Source organism: Thermomonas alba, from assembly GCF_022419205.1.
Classification (GTDB): domain Bacteria; phylum Pseudomonadota; class Gammaproteobacteria; order Xanthomonadales; family Xanthomonadaceae; genus Thermomonas; species Thermomonas alba.
Window position 1 is genome coordinate 1 of sequence record NZ_JAJOZU010000007.1, and the last position, 17,908, is coordinate 17,908.

17 protein-coding genes and 1 tRNA gene are annotated in these 17,908 nt (G+C 67.0%); 10 read left to right on the plus strand and 8 right to left on the minus strand.

Annotated elements, in window-relative coordinates; genetic code table 11:
• Positions 1 to 517 (plus strand): calcium-binding protein (locus ML342_RS10415; protein WP_275672470.1); only part of this gene is annotated, 517 nt, incomplete at its 5' end.
• A 142-nt stretch (positions 518 to 659) separates the two neighbouring features.
• On the opposite strand, the gene ML342_RS10420 is transcribed toward ML342_RS10415, so the two are convergent.
• The 3 genes from ML342_RS10420 to ML342_RS10430 form a co-directional block, all read right to left on the minus strand.
• Positions 660 to 2,729, minus strand: coding sequence for a M13 family metallopeptidase (locus ML342_RS10420; protein WP_240127036.1), 2,070 nt, complete (start codon positions 2,727 to 2,729; stop codon positions 660 to 662).
• A 75-nt stretch (positions 2,730 to 2,804) separates the two neighbouring features.
• Positions 2,805 to 4,196 carry a M16 family metallopeptidase gene (locus ML342_RS10425; RefSeq protein ID WP_240126989.1) on the minus strand — a complete coding sequence of 464 codons (1,392 nt, stop codon included), beginning with the start codon at positions 4,194 to 4,196 and terminating at the stop codon, positions 2,805 to 2,807.
• Positions 4,193 to 5,602, minus strand: a complete 1,410-nt coding sequence (locus ML342_RS10430) for a M16 family metallopeptidase (protein ID WP_240126990.1) — start codon at positions 5,600 to 5,602, stop codon at positions 4,193 to 4,195. Before ML342_RS10430 ends, ML342_RS10425 begins: the two co-directional genes overlap by 4 nt.
• 107 nt (positions 5,603 to 5,709) lie before the next feature.
• Here ML342_RS10430 and ML342_RS10435 point away from each other — a divergent pair, with 107 nt between their 5' ends.
• Entirely contained in the window at positions 5,710 to 7,083 is a 1,374-nt protein-coding gene (locus tag ML342_RS10435; protein ID WP_240126991.1) for an MBL fold metallo-hydrolase RNA specificity domain-containing protein, read from the plus strand.
• Positions 7,083 to 7,820: a sulfite exporter TauE/SafE family protein gene (locus ML342_RS10440; protein WP_240126992.1), complete on the plus strand. Its 738-nt coding sequence runs from the start codon at positions 7,083 to 7,085 to the stop codon at positions 7,818 to 7,820. The genes ML342_RS10435 and ML342_RS10440 overlap by 1 nt, the downstream gene beginning before the upstream one ends.
• Positions 7,821 to 7,824: 4 nt before the next feature.
• Here the strand turns inward: ML342_RS10440 and ML342_RS10445 are convergent, their stop codons facing one another.
• Positions 7,825 to 8,172, minus strand: a complete 348-nt coding sequence (locus tag ML342_RS10445) for a hypothetical protein (protein ID WP_240126993.1) — start codon at positions 8,170 to 8,172, stop codon at positions 7,825 to 7,827.
• A gap of 323 nt (positions 8,173 to 8,495) precedes the next feature.
• Between ML342_RS10445 and ML342_RS10450 the strand changes: the two genes are divergently transcribed.
• Together ML342_RS10450 and ML342_RS10455 are read left to right on the plus strand one after the other, a co-directional pair.
• Complete coding sequence (locus ML342_RS10450; RefSeq protein ID WP_240126994.1) at positions 8,496 to 9,806, plus strand: DEAD/DEAH box helicase; 1,311 nt, start codon at positions 8,496 to 8,498, stop codon at positions 9,804 to 9,806.
• A gap of 150 nt (positions 9,807 to 9,956) precedes the next feature.
• Positions 9,957 to 10,032 (plus strand) — tRNA-Phe (locus ML342_RS10455).
• Between the two features lie 264 nt (positions 10,033 to 10,296).
• Here the strand turns inward: ML342_RS10455 and ML342_RS10460 are convergent.
• From ML342_RS10460 to ML342_RS10475, 4 genes are all read right to left on the minus strand, one after another.
• Positions 10,297 to 10,626 carry a hypothetical protein gene (locus ML342_RS10460; RefSeq protein WP_240126995.1) on the minus strand — a complete coding sequence of 110 codons (330 nt, stop codon included), beginning with the start codon at positions 10,624 to 10,626 and terminating at the stop codon, positions 10,297 to 10,299.
• Positions 10,623 to 10,793, minus strand: a complete 171-nt coding sequence (locus ML342_RS10465) for a hypothetical protein (RefSeq protein WP_240126996.1) — start codon at positions 10,791 to 10,793, stop codon at positions 10,623 to 10,625. Before ML342_RS10465 ends, ML342_RS10460 begins: the two co-directional genes overlap by 4 nt.
• A 327-nt stretch (positions 10,794 to 11,120) precedes the next feature.
• Positions 11,121 to 12,005: a 3-hydroxyacyl-CoA dehydrogenase gene (locus tag ML342_RS10470; RefSeq protein ID WP_240126997.1), complete on the minus strand. Its 885-nt coding sequence runs from the start codon at positions 12,003 to 12,005 to the stop codon at positions 11,121 to 11,123.
• Positions 12,002 to 13,816 (minus strand): oleate hydratase, encoded by a 1,815-nt coding sequence (locus tag ML342_RS10475; RefSeq protein ID WP_240126998.1) that lies wholly within the window; start codon positions 13,814 to 13,816, stop codon positions 12,002 to 12,004. The genes ML342_RS10470 and ML342_RS10475 overlap by 4 nt, the downstream gene beginning before the upstream one ends.
• 38 nt (positions 13,817 to 13,854) lie before the next feature.
• On the opposite strand from ML342_RS10475, the gene ML342_RS10480 reads away from it, so the two are divergent.
• From ML342_RS10480 to ML342_RS10500, 5 genes are all read left to right on the plus strand, one after another.
• Entirely contained in the window at positions 13,855 to 14,805 is a 951-nt protein-coding gene (locus tag ML342_RS10480; RefSeq protein ID WP_240127037.1) for an IS5 family transposase, read from the plus strand.
• Between the two features lie 365 nt (positions 14,806 to 15,170).
• Positions 15,171 to 15,395, plus strand: coding sequence for a hypothetical protein (locus tag ML342_RS10485; protein ID WP_240097599.1), 225 nt, complete (start codon positions 15,171 to 15,173; stop codon positions 15,393 to 15,395).
• Entirely contained in the window at positions 15,392 to 15,865 is a 474-nt protein-coding gene (locus ML342_RS10490) for a DUF2924 domain-containing protein (protein WP_240126999.1), read from the plus strand. The genes ML342_RS10485 and ML342_RS10490 overlap by 4 nt, the downstream gene beginning before the upstream one ends.
• Before the next feature lie 29 nt (positions 15,866 to 15,894).
• Positions 15,895 to 17,292 carry a recombinase family protein gene (locus tag ML342_RS10495; protein ID WP_240127000.1) on the plus strand — a complete coding sequence of 466 codons (1,398 nt, stop codon included), beginning with the start codon at positions 15,895 to 15,897 and terminating at the stop codon, positions 17,290 to 17,292.
• A complete protein-coding gene (locus ML342_RS10500; RefSeq protein ID WP_240127001.1) occupies positions 17,289 to 17,777 on the plus strand; it encodes a hypothetical protein in 489 nt (162 codons plus the stop codon). Before ML342_RS10495 ends, ML342_RS10500 begins: the two co-directional genes overlap by 4 nt.
• Positions 17,778 to 17,908: the final 131 nt, after the last annotated feature.

Here is a 17,908-nt window from a genome sequence, read left to right on the forward strand (position 1 = left end):
CGGCAACGACACGATCATCGGCAGCAGCAACGACGAACTGTACGGCGGCGAAGGTGACGACACTTTGAAGGTGGATGCCTATGCCCAGAATGCGGTGTTTGTGGGCGGCAAGGGCAACGATGTCCTGATCGGCGGCTATTACTCTGACCGCTACGTGTTCAATCTTGGCGACGGCCAGGACACGATTCAGGAAATCAACGGTGGCTACACCAATACGGATGTGCTTGCGTTCGGTGAGGGCATTGACGCGGACAGGCTCTGGCTTGAACGGACTGGAAATGATTTACTGATCACAGTGCTTGGCACGGAAGATTCCGTTTTGATCAAAGGCTGGTATTCCAGCAGTTCCTACCAGGTCGAGCAGATCGTGCTTGACGATGGCAGGATGTTGACTGTGTCAGAGACGAATGCATTGGTCTCTGCCATGGCGGCATTCACAAAGCCATCTACTGGTGAGTCCTCAATTCCGGAAGCCTACCGGTCGGAACTCATGCCGCAAATTGTTGCAAATTGGTAGGGTCAATGCCCTGAGGCTTTTTTTGCCTTTTGAACGAACGGCTTTGGGCCGAAAGTCCAACCCCTCTCCCTGATGGGAGAGGGGTTTTTCTTCAAACGAACGACCATCTGGGTCTTCGCTATGCAACGTCGTGCGGCGTGGTCTACCAGATCACCACCTGGTGCTCCGCGTCGCGCACCATCGCGTCGCCGGGCTTGCAGCCGAACGCCTGCGCGAACGCCGGCATGTTGCTGGGGGCACCGATGGCGCGGAACTGCGCCGGGGCGTGCGGGTCGGTGTTCAGGCGCACCTTGGCTTCGTCCGGGGTGAAGTTGCGACGCCACACGGTGGCCCAGTTGAAGAAGAAGCGCTGGTCCTCCGGATAGCCGTCCACCTTGTCGCTGCCCGACTTGCCGGCGTCTTTCAGCGCCTTCTGGTAGGCGTCCCAGGCCACGTTCAGGCCGCCGAGGTCGGCGATGTTCTCGCCCAGGGTGAGCTGGCCCTTCACGTGCAGGCCGTCGATCGCCACGTAGTCGTCGAACTGCTTGACCAACTTGGTGGTGCGCGCGTTGAAGCCGTCGCGGTCGGCCTTGGTCCACCAGTTGTTGAAGTTGCCCTGGGAGTCGAACTGGCTGCCCTGGTCGTCGTAGCCGTGCATCATCTCGTGTCCGATCACCGCGCCGATGCCGCCGTAGTTCAGCGCCGGGTCGGCCTTGGGATCGAAGAACGGCGGCTGCAGGATCGCCGCCGGGAACACGATCTCGTTCATCAGCGGGTTGTAGTAGGCGTTCACCGTCTGCGGGGTCATGCCCCATTCGGTGCGATCCACCGGCTTGCCGATCTTGGCCATCTCGTAGGCGTGGTTGAACTTGGCCGCGGCCAGCACGTTGCCGGCGTAGTCGTCGCGCTTGGTGGCCAGGCCGTCCCAGCTGCGCCACTTGTCGGGGTAGCCGATCTTGGGCGTGAAGCTGGCCCACTTCTCCAGCGCCTTGGCCTTGGTCTCCGGGCTCATCCAGTCGAGCTTCTCCAGGCGTGCCTTCAGTGCCTGCCGCAGGTTTTCCACCAGGGCCTGCATCTGTGCCTTGGATTCGGGCGGGAAGTACTGTTTGACGTACAGCTGGCCCAGCGCCTCGCCGGCGCTGCCTTCCACGGTGTCGAGCACGCGCTTCCAGCGCGGTTTTTGCTCCTTCTGGCCGCGCAGGGTGCGGGCGTAGAAGTCGAAGCGCTCGTCGTTGAACTTGTCGGCCAGGTACGGGGCCATGCCGTCGATCGCGTGCAGGCGCAGGTAGGCCTGCCACTGCGCGACCGGCACGTCGGTCAGCATCTTGTCGAACTCGGCGAAGAACTTCGGCTGCGACAGCGAGAAGCCGTCGGCCTGCACGCCGTTGGCCTTGAAGAACGCGCTCCAGGAGAAGTGCGGGGTCAGCTTGTCGGCCTCGGCCAGGGTGACGTAGTGGTACTGGTTGTTCGGATCGCGCAATTCGATCGGCGACAGCGAGGCGCGGGCCAGGCGGGTTTCGAATGCCAGCACGTCGGCGGCCTGCCTGTCGGCGTCGGCCGCCGGAACGCCGGCGTTCTGCAGCTGCCTGGAGACGTGCTTCACGAACGCCTCGCGGATCGCCTTGTACTTGCCGTCCGGGCCGTCCTCCAGGTAGTAGGCGCGCTCCGGCAGCGACAGCCCGCCCTGGAAGGCGTAGCCGATCTTCTGGCTGGAGTTCTTGAAGTCGGCCTCGGCGCCGAAGCTGAACACCTCGCCGCGGCCGGCCGCGAACTCGTCGCGCAGGTAGGTGGCGATGTCGGCCGGGGTCTTGAGCGCGTCGATCCGCGCCAGCATCGGCCGCAGCGGGGCGATGCCGGCGGCGTTGATCTTCGCGGTGTCCATGCCGCTGGCATACAGGTCGCCGATCAGCTTTTCGATGCCGCGGGCGTGCACATTGGCGGCCGCGGCTTCGGCGATGCCGCGGCTGGCGGCCTGCGCGCGCTCGTCCAGCATCTCGAAGCTGCCCCAGGTGGTCTTGTCGGACGGCACCGGGTTGGCGGCCAGCCACTTCGCGTTGACGTAATCGGCCAGGTTGTCGCACACGTTCTTGGACGGGTCGAGATCGCTGGTCTTGAAGCCGGCCAGCGGCGGCAGCGTGGGTTTCGCGGCGGCGGTGGCCTCGGTGGAGGCCGCGGGCGCGGCCGGCTTCTGGCAGGCGCTCAGGGCGGTGGTGATGGCAAGGGACAGCAACAGCAACTTTGGGGTGTTCACGAACGCAGGCTCCGGGGAGGACGAAAGAAGCCGGGAGGGTACTGCCCGGCAGGCAGATCAGGGCGAGAAGCGGGGGTCGGACAATTTCATTTCGGTCAGCGGCCCGTAGCGGCGCATCACCGCGCGGATGCGGGCGGCATCGCCGATGGCCACGATCACCAGGTCCTGGCTGGCGGGGAACACCGCGCGCGCGGCGGCCACCTGCGCCGGGGTGGCCGCGGCCACCTGGTCGAGGTAGTCGTCGATGTACTCGCGGCCGTCGCCATACAGCGCCAGCCAGGCGATGGCGTTGGCCAGCTGCGGCGCGGTCTCCAAGCTCGGTGGGAACTGTCCGGCGATGTAGTGCTTGGCCGACTGCAGGGTGGCCGCATCCAGGCCCTCGCGGTGCAGGCGGTCGAGGGTGGCGATGGCGAGGTCGATCGCGGCCTGGGTGGTCTCGGTCTTGGTGAAGCTGCTGATCTCCACCGCGCCCGGCTGGCGCGGGCGGTCGATCTGCGAGCGCGCGCCGTAGGTCAGGCCGGATTTCACCCGCAGCTCGGTATTGAGCATCGAGGTGAAGCGCCCGCCGAACGCGGTCTGCACCAGGTCCTGCGCGGCGCGCTGGGGATCGCCGTGATAGCTGCCGACGTTGGTCAGCGCGAAATAGGTCTGGGTAGCGCCGGGCTTGTCCACCAGCAGCACCCGGCGGCCGGACTCGCGGGCCTTGGCGGGGACCTGCGGCAGCGCGCCCGTGGCCTTGCCCCAGGTTCCGAAGGCCTGCCGCACCTGCGCGGTCACCTGCGTGGGGTCGAAGTCGCCGGCGATGGCGATGATCAGGCGGTCGCCGCCCATCTGCTGGCGGCGGAAGGCCTGCAGGTCTTCCAGCGTGATCTTCGCCAGGCTGGTCTCGTCGCCGCTGTCGGGGCGCCCGTAGGGATGCCCGCGGAACAGCCAGCTGTCGGCATATTGCCCGATCAGGCGGCGCGGGTCGGCGTCCTTGGCGGCGGCCAGGCCGTCGATCGCGCGCTTGCGCAGCTTGTCGAACTCGGCCGGGTCCATGCGCGGGCGCAGCAGGGCATCCGCCAGCAGCGCCAGCATCAGGTCGGCGTCCTTGGCCAGGAACTGGGCGTTGGCCACCAGCGCCTCGCCGGAACTGGCAAAGGCCAGGCTGCCGCCGGCGCCGTCCACCGCTTGCGCGAAGGCCAGCGCGTCGCGGCTGCCGGCGCCCTTGGAGAGCATGTCGGCCAGCAGGTCGGCGGTGCCTTCCTTGCCGGCCGGATCGGCCAGCGAACCGCCGCGCACCAGCACGGTGGCCGCGATCAGTGGCACCTCCTTGCGCGGGGCCAGCAGCAGGGTGGCGCCGTTGTCCAGGCGCACGGTCTGGTAGTCGGGCAGGCGGATGCCGGCGGCCGAGGCCGCAGACATCGCCAGTGCGGCCAGCGCCGCGAACAGGAAACGCAGGCGGCTCATCGTGCGGCCTCCTTCTGGGTGGCGGCCGGCGCGGCGGCCGTGGCATCGGGGGACGCCGCGGCGACCGGCTGCAGCAGCCCGGTGGTGCGGTTCTGCTTGCGCAGGATCTTCGCGGCCAGCGCCTGCACCTGGGCCGGGGTCACCGCCGCGTAGGCGGCCGGAGCGTCGAAGGCCTTGTGGTAGTCGCCCTGGAACACCTCGGCCTCGCCCAGCAGCTGCGATTTGCCATTGATGGTCGCCATCTTCTGCCAGAACTCCGCCAGCTTGAGATTGCGGGCCTTGTCCAGTTCCGCAGGCGTGACGCCGTCGCGCGCGATCTTCGAAAGCTCCGCGTCCAGCAGCGCCTCGGCGCGGGCCATGTCACCGCCCGGCGGTAGCAGCGCGTACACCCACAGCAGCCCGGGGTCGAACCCGGCTTCCGCGAACGCGCCGGCGCTCACCGCGGCCTGCTCGCGCTCCACCAGCCGCTGGTGCAGGCGCGAGGACTGGCCCTGGGCGAGAACGGTGGTCAGCAGCTCCAGCACCGGGAACTCCGGGCTGCCGGCGCCGAGCCCGCTGTGGAAGGCGAAGGCGACGATCGGCGACTGCGCATCGGCGCGCTCCACCACGATCCTGCGCTCGCCCAGCTGCTCCGGCTCGACCGTGGTGACCGCCGGCGGCGCCGGCTGGCGCGGCAGCGCGGCCAGGTACTTGTCGGCAAGCTGGAACACCTGCCTGGGCTGCACGTCGCCGGAGATGACCAGCACCGCGTTGTTGGGCGCGTAGTAGGTCTTGAAGAAGCGCTTGAGGTCGTCGCTGCTCCAGTGCTCGATGTCGCTGGGCCAGCCGATGGTCGGGATCTGGTAGGGGTGGGCCAAAAACGCGCTGGCCTGCATCTGCTCCATCAGCGTGCCCATGCTGTCGTTGTCCACGCTGCTGCGGCGCTCGCTGTACACCACCTCGCGCTCGCTCTCTACCACCTTGGGGTCGAACGCGAGGTGGGCCATGCGGTCGCCCTCGAGGTCGAAGATGGTTTCCAGCGCGCTGGACGGAAACCAGTCGGTGTAGATGGTCAGGTCGCTGCTGGTGCTGGCGTTGTTGCTGCCGCCGGCGGCTTCCATGGTGCGGTCGAACTCGCCCGGCGCGCGGCGGGTGGTGCCGTTGAACATCATGTGTTCGAAAAAGTGCGCCAGACCGGTGATGCCGGCGTGCTCGTTGCGGCTGCCAACCTTGTAGAAGGTGTAGTAGTTGGCGCTGGGGATGTCGTGGTCGGGCCAGACAATGATCTTCAGGCCGTTGGCCAAGGTTTTGCTGACGATGGCATCGCGGCCGGGGACGGAATCGACGGGCTGTGCCTGGACGCTGGCCGCAAGCAGCAGCGACAGCGTGCAGGCAAAGGGGAATCGGCGCATGGAAAGGAGGTTCATCGGGGGATTTTCGCAGCATCCAGCACGGTTTTCCCGTGCGCCACTGCCGAAAGTGGGGGGGCGAAGGTTAATCTTGCGTCATCACACGATTCGGCGGGGCGTTGCGCATGCGCGTGCATTTCCACGGGGCGGCCGGGCAGGTGACCGGCTCCATGCATCTGGTCGAGGCGGCGGGGCATCGCGTCCTGCTCGACTGCGGCATGGTGCAGGGCAGCCCGGAAGCAGAAGCCGCCAACTTCGCGCCGTTCCCGTTCGATGCCGCCGCGCTGGATGCCGTGGTGCTCAGCCACGCCCATATCGACCACTGCGGGCGCCTGCCGCGGCTGGTCATGGCCGGCTTCAAGGGGCCGATCTACACCCAGGCCGCCACCGCCGACCTGCTGCCGATCATGCTGCTGGACTCGGCCTCGCTGCAGGAGAGCGACGCCGAGCGCGCCAACCGGCGCCGCCGCCCGGGGCAGCCGCCGGCGATGCCGCTGTACACCCGGGAGGACGTGCAGCGCACGCTGGGGCTGGTGCGGCCGCTTGCCTATGGCGCGCATCCGGCGCTGCTGCCAGGGATCGACCTGGTCCTGCGCGATGCCGGCCACATCCTCGGCTCGGCCAGCGTGGAACTGCGCGCGGACGGCCGCAGTCTGGTGTTCTCCGGCGACCTCGGGATGCGCGGCACTCCGATCTTGCGCGATCCCGAGCCGGTGCCCGCGGCCGACCTGTTGCTGATGGAATCCACCTACGGCAACCGCAACCATCGCGACCGTCAGGCCACGGTCGAGGAGCTGGGCGAGATCCTGCGCGCGGCCTGGCGCGATGGCGGCAACGTGCTGATCCCGGCGTTCGCGGTGGGGCGCACCCAGGAACTGCTGTACTGGTTCGCGCGCCACTGGGACGACTGGGGCATGGCGCGCTGGCGGCTCTATCTGGATAGCCCGATGGCGTCCAAGGTGGTGCAGGTGTATGACCGCCACCATGCGCTCTTCGATGCCGAAGCGCGCGCGGCCTGGCACGGCACGCCAAATCCGTTCCGTCTGCCGAATCTGCACGTCACCGAATCGGTGGAAGAATCGATGGCGATCAATCGCATCCACGGCGGCGCCATCATCATCGCCGGCAACGGCATGGCCAACGGCGGGCGCATCCTGCATCACATGCGCCAGCATCTGCCGCATCGCCAGACCCGGATCGTATTCGTCGGCTACCAGGCCGAAGGCACGCTCGGACGGCGGCTGGTGGATGGCGCGCGCTGGGTGCGCATCCACGGCCACGATGTGCAGGTACACGCACGCCGGCACACCGTCGGCGGGCTGTCCGCGCATGCCGATCAGCAGGGGCTGCTGGAGTGGTACGCCGGCTTCACCGCGCCGCCGCCGGTGGCGCTGGTGCATGGCGAGGATCTGGCGCGCGAGGCGCTGGCCGGCGAGCTTCTGGCCCGCCACGGCGTGCAGGCGCTGCTGCCGCGCCCGGGCCTGGCGTTGGACGTCTGATGCCGGGGTTCGCTCGCGGCGCGGGCTTCCTGCTGCTGGCGCTGCTGGCCGAGGTCGCCGGTACGGTCGGCGGCTTCGGCTCGTCAGTGTTCTTCGTGCCGATCGCGAACTTCTATTTCGACTTCCAGTCGGTGCTCGGCATCACCGCACTGTTCCACCTGGCCAGCAACCTCAGCAAGCTCGGGCTGTTCCGCGCCGGGATCGACCGTGGCCTGTTGCTGCGGATGGGGCTGCCGGCCGTCGCGTTCGCGCTGCTGGGCGGGCTGGCCTCGGCCTGGATCGAGACGCGCGGGCTGACGGTGCTGCTGGCGCTGTTCCTGATTGCGCTCAGCGGCTGGATGTTGCTGCGTCCGCGCTGGAAGGTGCGCGCGAGCGCCGGCAACGCCGTGCTGGGCGGCGTGCTGTCCGGCGGCATGGCCGGGCTGGTGGGCACCGGCGGCGCGGTGCGCGGCGCGGTGATGGCGGCGTTCGACCTGCGCAAGGATGTGTTCGTGGCGACCTCGGCGGCGATCGACCTGGCGATCGATCTCAGCCGCGCCGCGGTGTATGCGCGCAACGGCTACATCCACAGCCACGATCTGGTCTGGATTCCGCTGCTGGCGGTGGTGGCGCTGGCCGGCACCTGGCTGGGGCGACGCATCCTGGCGCGGGTGCCGCAAGCCTTGTTTCGGCGCATCGCGCTGCTGCTGGTGCTGGCGATCGGCCTTGTGACCCTGGGGCAGGCCGCGGTCGGCTGAGCGCTCAGCGCCGGCGTGCGCCGCCCGCGGTGGAGAGCAGCAGCAGCCCGGCGGCCAGACTCACGTGCCGCAGAAAGGCCAGCAGCGAGGTGGCGGCGCTGCCGCCGGAGAGTTTCCAGAAGGGATGTGTCGTTGCCGCGTCGATCAGCAACAGCACGGCCGCGCAGAGTGCGACGATGCGCAGCTGCCAGCCGGTGGCCAGCAGCACCCCCAGCAGCACCTGGGCGGTACTCATCAGCAGCACTGCATCGCTGATGAGGACGCCATGCAGAGCCTGCCACAGGCGCAGGGCGCCGGTCAGGAAGAACAGGGCGGCCAGCAGCCATTGCGCGATGCGGACTTCGATCTTCATGAGCGAGATACGGCGAGAGAGTGCGAGGGCGCAAGACTGGCACGGCATCGGGGACGAAGGAAGGGGTAAGCCGCGGCAAGCGGCCGGATTTGGCGTACAATGCCTGCGTTCTGCGCACGGCTGATCCGCCTTCATCGCGAAGGTCGCGTTTTTCCTGATCAAGCCGGCCGCCTTCCGCGGCTATCTTCCCCGTACGCCTTTCGTCGCGCAGACACGGCCCGGAATCCCGGCGTCGTGCCATGCATGCCCGCGGCGCGGTTCGACAGGAACGCCCGGGTGGTTCGCGCCGCGTGCGCGTGCCGTTCCTTCAGGAGTTGTTCCCGATGTCGTTCGAATCCCTGGGCCTTGCGCCCGCGTTGCTGCGCGCGCTGGCCGAGCAAGGCTATGCCATCCCGACCCCGATCCAGGCGCAGGCGATTCCGCTGGTGCTGGCTGGACATGACGTGCTGGGCGGTGCCCAGACCGGAACCGGCAAGACCGCTGCATTCGGTCTGCCGCTGTTGCAGAAGCTGGCCGAACTGCCCAAGCCCGAAGGCCTGCGCCGGCCGCGGGCATTGGTGCTCACTCCCACCCGTGAACTGGCGGTGCAGATCACCGACAACCTGCGTGCCTATGCCAAACACCTGCGCATCAACGTCACCTCGCTGTTCGGCGGCGTGGGCATGCAGCCGCAGGTGGAGGCGTTCCGGCGCGGCGTGGACGTGCTGGTGGCCTGCCCCGGGCGCCTGATCGACCACCTCGAGCGCGGCACCTGCAAGCTCGGCGACGTGCGCATGCTGGTGCTGGACGAGGCCGACCGCATGCTGGACATGGGCTTCCTGCCCTCGATCAAGCGGGTGATGAAGCATGTTCCGGCGCAGCGGCAGACGCTGCTGTTCTCGGCCACCTTCGAGCCGCGCATCAAGGCGCTGGCGCTGGAGTTCATGCAGGACCCGCAGCAGGTGCAGGTGGCCGCGCAGAACACCGTGGTCGGGACCATCCGCCACCACGCGCATCCGGTGGACGCGGCGAAGAAGCGCGACCTACTGATCGACATCCTGGCCCGCCGCCATCGCGAGCAGGTGCTGGTGTTCGGCAAGACCAAGCATGGCTGCAACCGCCTGGCCGAGCAGCTGGAGAAGGCCGGGCTGCCGGCGCTGGCGATCCACGGCAACAAGAGCCAGGCCGCGCGCCAGAAAGCGCTGTCCGAGTTCAAGAGCGGCAAGACCCGGATCCTGGTCGCCACCGACGTGGCCGCGCGCGGGCTGGACATCCCGCAGCTGCCGCTGGTGATCAACCACGACCTGCCGATGGTGGCCGAGGACTACGTCCACCGCATCGGCCGCACCGGCCGCAACGGCGCCAGCGGCGAGGCGATCTCGCTGGTGTCGCCGGACGAAGCGAACCTGCTGCGCCAGATCCAGAAGCTGCTGGGCCGCGAGATCACGATGGAGACGGTGCCGGGCTTCGAGCCCAGTCGCGCCATCCGCACCGACGCTGCGCCGTTCGCGGATGCGGCGCACGCACCGCGCCCACGTCGCAATCGCCGCCCGCACGGCAAGCCGCGCGCGTCGCAGGCACATGCGCATGCTCATACGGGGCAAAAGCCACCGGCACGCGACCAGGCCACTCAAGGGCGCTGCCCAGCGCGCTGAAAACCAGCACGCTTGCGCCGCGTGCGGCCGTGCTCGCGAGGCGACATGCAGTGCCTGCAATCGACATCTTCCGCATCCAGATGTACGAACCAGGACACGGCTTGCGTCAATCCCGCCTGATCCGTATCATGCGCGGCTCGCATGCCCATTGGCCGGGTAGCTCAGTTGGTAGAGCAGGGGACTGAAAATCCCCGTGTCGGCGGTTCGATTCCGTCCCCGGCCACCACCATTCAACGCCCAACCGGCTCCGGTTGGGCGTTTTCGTTTTCAGGTTCCGCGAAACAACGCGGGGCGGCGACCCGTTCTGCGTGTGCTGCCCTTCGTCGCCAGGTCGCGAAGGGCCCACCCGGTTCGACTCTCTTTCGCCCTCTTTTCTCTCGAAATCCGCGCCAACTTCTTTGCGGAAGCGCACGCAAATGGCCTTGTGGCCCAGTGACTTGCACGTGCGTCACTGCCATCGGTTGTCCATCGTGCTTGGATGAGCAAGGCATCAAGCCTGCACGGGGCTCAATGCTGCAGCACAGGGCATCGAGTACAGCCCCGGGCGCCCCTGCACGACCTGGACGAGGGCCCGGTATGCAACGAGTGGCCCTTCGGCTTCCGGCTTGCCCTTGTCGCGCGTCTTGACCTTGAACACGTCGATGGGCTTGGCGCTGTCGAGCCCGGCACGCCGCATGACCTGTTCGGCGGTGCGGGGCTCCCCCTTGAACGACCACAGGGCCTCGAACACTGCTGCCTGAGCCTCGGTCAGCCGGATCGGGCCGTGCGGCCCCTCGGGCAGCGTGACCCAGCGGAAATCCGCCGAGAAAGGCCCCTTCACCGGCGTCCTTGGATCGCTGGCCTGCGGAGCAGGTGGCCCGGCATGCCGATGAACGAGATGCCGCCTCCGTAGAAGGCGAAGCGATCCTCCAGCGCCAGCCGCAGCTTTCGGCGCAGCCACTCCTCGTCCAGCGCCAACGCGGCCATGTCGTCGGCCTCGACGGCCACCGGCCCGCACTCGGGGCACTGACAACTACACCCCCGGCGCCCGCCGCCCCAGACCTGCGCCCGGTGCTGGTGGCAGTAGGGACACAGCACGAATCGCTGGTCCAGGGTCGTGGGCTTCACCGCCTGCCCGAGGGCCGGCAAGGCGGCGCTCTCGCGGGGAGAGCGCGCGGCTCGAAGGATGGGCGTGCCGCCCGCGAACAAGCGGCTTGGCTCACGGCCGGCTCCGGCGCGACGGGGCGGCAGTATGCCACCGCCTTGCACAGGACGCCGTCAGCGTGCGGTGACCGTTCCCGACGGAGCACGCACGGGCGGCGGACATGGCGTCAATCATCGTAGAAGCCCCCCCCCCGCACCGGTGCCCAGGCGACCCTTGTCGATGTAGTTCACCTTGAGATATTCGGCCCAGCCCTGCGTTGCGGGATTTGCGCTTGCGATGTTGTACGCCGTGCGCAGGCCGACAATGTCGTAGATCTGGAACGGCCCCAGCTTGGCGCCGGTCCCGATTCGCCAGGTCTTGTCGATGTCCTCCGGACTCGCCACACCTTTCAACAACAAGGCGGCGGCCGCGTTGAGCAACGGCACCAGCAGCGAATTCAGCACGTAACCCGGCTGCTCCTTGTGCAGTCGGATCGGTTCCATGCCGATTTCCGCAGCGAAGCGCGCCACCTGCTCGAACACCTCAGGATCGGTCTGCGGCGTACCCATCACTTCCGCTGTGTTCTGGCGCCAGATGTGATTGGCGAAATGCAACGCCAGGAACTTCTCCGGCCGGCCCGTCGCATCCGCGAGTGCACTGGGCAGCAGCGTGGAGGAGTTGGTGGCGAAGATGGTGCCTTCGCGCGCCAGCCTGGCGAGTTCGGCATAGACTGAGCGCTTGAGTTCCAGCTTCTCCGGCACCGCTTCAATTACCAGGTCCGCGTCGCGCACGGCCTGCGCAAGGTCGCTGCTCAGTGCGATGGCCGCCGCGACCCTGGTGGTCGCCTCGGGCGTCGTCCCCGGCAGGTCGGCGGCATATGTCTGAGCCAATCGCGTCAGGGCGTCGCGGGCACGCTCCAGCGCTGCTGCGTCAATGTCGTACGCCGTGACGCTCTTGCCGTGAAAGGCGCACTGGAAGGCGATCTGCGCGCCGAGCACGCCAGTGCCCAGCACGGTCACCCGCTGCAGGCCGGAGGGCGAGGCGACGGTCTTTGTGGTGTCCTGTGTCATGTTCATGCGTCCTCCCCGGCCAGCAGGCCGGCGTCGTGGAGCAATGCACCGATCTCGGTGCGGTCGAGCCTGGCCAACACGCGGTCGCGCAGGAACGACGGGCCCGGCAACGCCAATTCTTCGCCATCGCGCAGCTGGTGCAGTGCATCCAGCAGGGTGCGGATGTCGTAGGTGGAATTGAACACTTCCGGCACGCCGCGTTCAATGCCCAACAGCGTGTAGACCGCTTCCATCGGCGTGCGCACCGAGTACTCAGTGGTGAAGATACAGTCGCGTTGCTTCGACTCCGCGAACTGGCCGATGAATGCGAAGTTCACAGCGCCCGCTGGCACCACGTCAGGGCGATCACCGGCTTGACGCGGCATGAAGAAGGCGGTGATGTACGGCATCATCACCGGCACGGTGTTGGCTCCCGTGGCTGCAAGCTCCGCGATGTCCTCAACCGGCACACCCATGTGATACAGCCATTCCTGGGTGATTTCCTCGCCGGTGCAGTCCTGCATCGGCTTCTTGACGTAATCCCCCGGCACGTCCGCGAACAGGCCATAGAGCCAGATCACGACCTGGTCCTTGGGCTGCTTCTTGAAGTGCGGCTGGCGGTTCACCGTCCAGCTCAGCAGCCAGCTGGAATCCTTGACGGTGACAATCCCGCCGGTCACCACCTTGCCGCTGAACGGGTCGCGCTTGGCGATCTTCTCGATGTACTTCGGGATGCGCGCGTCCAGCGTGGTGATGGTGGCGGATTCCCATTTGGTCTCCGGAATGTGCGTGCAGAACACGTCGGGCCGCCCGAACGACGGATCCTTGGCCGCGATGCGCCGCCACAGATCCCAAGCCGGTGCCGGGCCTTCGTCCAGCAGCGCCGCGGTCTTGTGGTCGCCCTCGTTGCTGTTTTCCACCAGCGAGCCGATGGTGATGAACAACAGGTCATCGGGGCCGAGTGCCATGCCACCGGGCTGGCCGTCGCGGTTCCAGTGGATGCGCGTGGCCTGCTTGCGTCCGTTGGTGGCATCGATGTCGAAATCGATATCTGTCACCTCGGTGCGGTACTGGAACACCACGCCCTGGTCCTTCAACCACTTCACCAATGGCAGCACCAGCGATTCGTACTGGTTGAAGCGGGTGAACTTCAACGCGGAAAGATCCGGCAGACCGCCGATGTGGTGGATGAAGCGGTGCAGATAGAGCTTCATTTCCAGCGCCGAATGCCACTCTTGGAACGCGAACATGGTGCGCCAGTACATCCAGAAGTTGCTGGCGAAGAAGTCCTCACCGAACACCTCGTTGATGCGCTTGTTCTCCATCTCCTCGCGCGTGGCCATGAAGACCTTGAGCAAGTCCTTCTGCGCGGCCTTGCTGAGCGTGAACTTGCCCAGGTCGGGCGCAGGCTTGCCCCGTTCGATGGTGGCGCGCTGCAGGGAGAAATTGGGGTCGTCCTTGTTCAGCCAGTAGAACTCGTCGAGCACGCTGGCCCCCTCGACTTCCAGCGACGGAATGCTGCGGAACAGATCCCACAGGCATTCGAAATGGTCCTCCATCTCGCGGCCGCCGCGGATCACGAAGCCCTTGTCCGGCTTCTCAAGTCCATCCAGTGCGCCGCCCGGCACGTCGGTGCGTTCCAGGATGGTGATGCGCTCGCCCGGCATCTGGCCATCGCGGATCAGGAAGGCGGCGCCGGCCAGCGAGGCCAGGCCGGAGCCGACGAACCATGCGGATTTGCCGTCGACCCCGTCTGGCTTGCGCGGGCGGGCGAAGGCTTCGTAATTGCCACTGCTGTAATACATGTACGGACTCCAGTCGGGGAAGTTCAAGGTCATCGATCTAGGGAAGGTGTTCAAAGCAACAAGACCTTGGGCTGAATCTGAGCAAGCGGCGCACGCGCAAGGCTGTGTTTCTGGACGAGATGAACCTGGTGGTGCCGTGGTCCGAGCTGCTGGCGCTGATTGCACCGCACGCCCCGCGTGCCAAGACCGGCAGGCCCCCGTTTGAGCTGGAGACCATGCTGCGCATCCACTTCGTCCAGCAATGGTTCGGCCTGTCCGACCTGGCCATGGAAGAGGCCCTCTTCGAGACCGCGCTGTACCGGGAGTTTGTCGGCTTGTCCAGCGTCGAACGCATTCCGGACCGGGTCAGCATCCTTCGATTCCGGCACCTGCTGGAAGAACACCATCTGGCCGAACGAATCCTGGCCACCGTCAACGCCACGCTCACCGACAAGGGCCTGATGCTGCGCCAAGGCACGGTGGTGGACGCCACCTTGATTGCCGCACCCAGTTCCACCAAGAACAGCACCGGCACCCGTGACCCCGAGATGCACCAGACCAAGAAGGGCAATCAGTGGCACTTCGGCATGAAAGCCCACATCGGCGTGGATGCCGACTCTGGGCTGGTTCACACCGTGGTGGGCACGGCAGCCAACGTCAATGATGTGACGCAGGCCAGCAAGCTGGTCCATGGTGAAGAAACCGATGTCTTTGCCGACGCGGGCTACCGGGGCGTTGAGAAGCGCAAAGAGATTCAGGCCCAGCACCCCGACGTGAACTGGCACATTGCGATGATGCCGGGCAAGCGCCGTGCGATGGACAAGGGCACGCCCATGGGAGCCATCCTGGAGAAGCTGGAGCAGACCAAGGCCAGCATCCGGGCCAAGGTGGAACACCCCTTCAGGGTCATCAAGCGGCAGTTCGGCTACGTCAAGGTCAAGTACCGGGGGCTGGCCAAGAACACGGCCAACCTGATGACGCTGTTTGCGCTGAGCAATCTGTGGATGGCTCGGCGCAGGCTTTTGCAGGGGCTGCAGGGATGAGTGCGTCCACAACCGGCCAAAGGGCCGTCCACAAGGGCGAAATGCCCTTGTTTGAGACCGCAAAAACGCCAGATTAGTCACCATGTGGAATATCTCGCCTCAGTGGCCATCGCCGCGGGCGTTTTGAACACCTTCCCTAGCGAAAGGTCACCCCCACGGTAATGTATATCATCGCCTCTTTTCAATTTCGTGATCGATCCTGGCAGGACGGCGAAAGCAACGACTGCGATGACCGGTTCGTCTCGACAGGCCAGCACCAGGTGCGATGACGCAGGGCGCCGTAGCCCGCGCATCCCCGCCAGAACCCGTTACGCGAAGCCCCTTGATTCCTAGCATGGTCGGCGTTTTCCATCAAAACGCCGACCATGCACGAACTCGAACCCCGCTCCCCGGCCCTCGAGGCTGATCGGCCTCGGCACGCGCAACAAGAGATCGTCGATCTGCTGGCCTGCGCCCTCCTGCGGCTGCGCGCGCGCCCCTTTCCGCCATCTGGCCATATCGCCACCGACAGCGACTCGGTTGGCCTTGGCTTGTGCGGGCCACAGCGCGTGAATGCGAACCCCGATAACAACAACGGAGTTCGCCCATGACGGCACACGCACCCACAGTCGACGCTACCACCATCGCCGCCCGCGTCGCGCAGCTGCCCCACCTGTCGATGGACAGCCTCTGGGCGCTGTGGGACGAGTACTTCGAGGAGCGGCCCAAGCATCACCACCGCACGTGGCTGGAGAGCCGGCTCGCCTACAGGATCCAGGAGCGCGCCTTCGGCGCTTTGAAGCCCGCGACCCGCCGCAAGCTCGAGGAGATCGGTGAGACGGGCATCCTGCCACGCCAACTGCGCCGTGACGCGAGTCGGCTGCTGCCGGGCACGGTGCTCACGCGGATCTTCGACGACGTCGAGCACCGGGTGCTGGTGCGCGGGCCCAATGACTTCGAGTATCAGGGGCAGCGGTTCAAGAGCCTGACGGCGATTGCCCGCCACATCACCGGCACGCCTTGGTCGGGCCCCGCGTTCTTCGGCCTCAAGACCAAGCACGGACGGAAGGAGCCGGCATGAGATCACGATGGCCCGCATCCCCGTCGACCATGCCGACGCCTGGTCCCGTCACGCCATCGAGGCGCTGTGCGGTCTACACCCGCAAGTCCACCGACGAGGGACTGGACCAGGAGTACAACAGCCTGGAGGCCCAACGCGACGCGGGGCTGGCCTTCATCGCCAGCCAACGTCATGAGGGCTGGATCGCCATCGAGGAGGGTTATGACGACGGCGGCTACTCCGGCGGCCATCTCGACCGCCCGGCGCTCAAACGCTTGCTGGCCGACATCGAGGCCGGCAGGATCGACATCGTGGTCGTCTACAAGATCGACCGCCTCACGCGCAGCCTGGCGGACTTCGCCAAGCTGGTGGAGGTGTTCGACCGCAACGGCGTCTCCTTCGTCTCGGTCACGCAGCAGTTCAACACCACCACCTCGATGGGGCGGCTGACACTCAACATCCTGCTGTCCTTCGCGCAGTTCGAGCGCGAGGTCACCGGCGAGCGCATCCGCGACAAGATCGCCGCCTCCAAGGCCAAGGGGCTCTGGATGGGCGGCATGCCGCCGCTGGGCTACGACGTCGTCGATCGCAAGCTCGTCGTCAACGAACGCGAGGCCGCACTCGTGCGTGACATCTTCCGGCGCTACGCCGAGCATGGCTCGGCTGCACGGCTGGTGCGGGAGATGGCGGTCGAGGGGCACACCACCAAGGCCTGGGTGACCCAAGGCGGGCGCCGGCGCACGGGCCGACCCATCGACCAGCAGTTCATCTTCGCGCTGCTGCGCAACCGCATCTACCTGGGTGAGATCCGCAACCACGGCACGTGGTATCCCGGCCAACACGAAGCGATCGTGCCGCAAGACCTGTGGGACGCCGCGCACGCTTTCATCGCGCGCCGCAAGCAGGCGCCGCGTGAACACCGGGCCAAGCATCCGGCGCTGCTCGCGGGGCTGCTGTTCGCCCCGGACGGCCAGCGCATGCTGCACACCTTCGTCAAGAAGAAGAGCGGACGCACCTACCGCTACTACGTCCCCTACCTGCACAAGCGCCGCAACGCGGGCGCGAGCCTGGCGTCGGACGCCCCGGACGTCGGCCATCTGCCCGCGGCCGAGATCGAGAACGCGGTGCTCGCGCAGATCCACGCGGCGCTCGCCGCGCCGGAGGTGCTGATCGGCACCTGGCGGGCGTGCCAGCGCCACCCGGCCGGTGCCGCCCTCGATGAAGCGCAGGTGGTGGTGGCGATGCGGCGCATCGGCGACGTGTGGGCGCAGTTGTTCCCGGCCGAGCAGCAACGCATCGCGCGGCTGCTGATCGAGCGGGTCCAACTGCATGAGCACGGACTCGACATCCTCTGGCGCGAGGACGGCTGGCTGGGACTGGGGCCCGAGATCGGCGCGCATCCCTTGGTCGACGAGTGCCGCGCGAGCGCCGAGGAGGCCTTGGCATGACCCGGTCGCCTCCCGATCCGACTCCGAACTCCCGCCGCCGCGCGATCCGCATCGAGGTCGGCAACGACGCGCGCAGCTACGTCAGCGACGGGCAGCGGGTGACCCTGGTGCCCCTGACGATCAAGCGCCGGCAGAACCGCAAGCTCCTGATCCCGCCGACGCCCGAGTCCGCAACCTCAGCCGCGGGAGGACTGGATGCGCCGATGATCAAGACGCTCGGCAAGGCCTTCTACTGGAAGCGGCTGCTCGAGGAGGGGCGCTATCCCACGACGACCGACCTGGCGCGCTCCCTGAAGTTGGAGCCCGGCTGGGTGGCCGAGGTGCTGCGCCTGACCCTCTTGGCCCCCGACATCGTCGAGGCCATCCTGGACGGACGCCAGCCCCGGCATCTGAATCTGCACACGCTGCGTGGCCGCCAAGACCTGCTGCCTCGCGACTGGGGCGAGCAGCGTCGGCTGCTGGGTTTTCCACCACGCGTCCTGTGACCGGCCGCTGACCATCCCCCTGTCCCCAAGAACGGCGAGCCGCGTGCTCGCCGTTTTGGCATGGACGCGTGCGGATTGGCGAACCCGAAGTTTGTGCGTGGTTCGCCATTCGGTCCCTCCAAGGTTCGCCA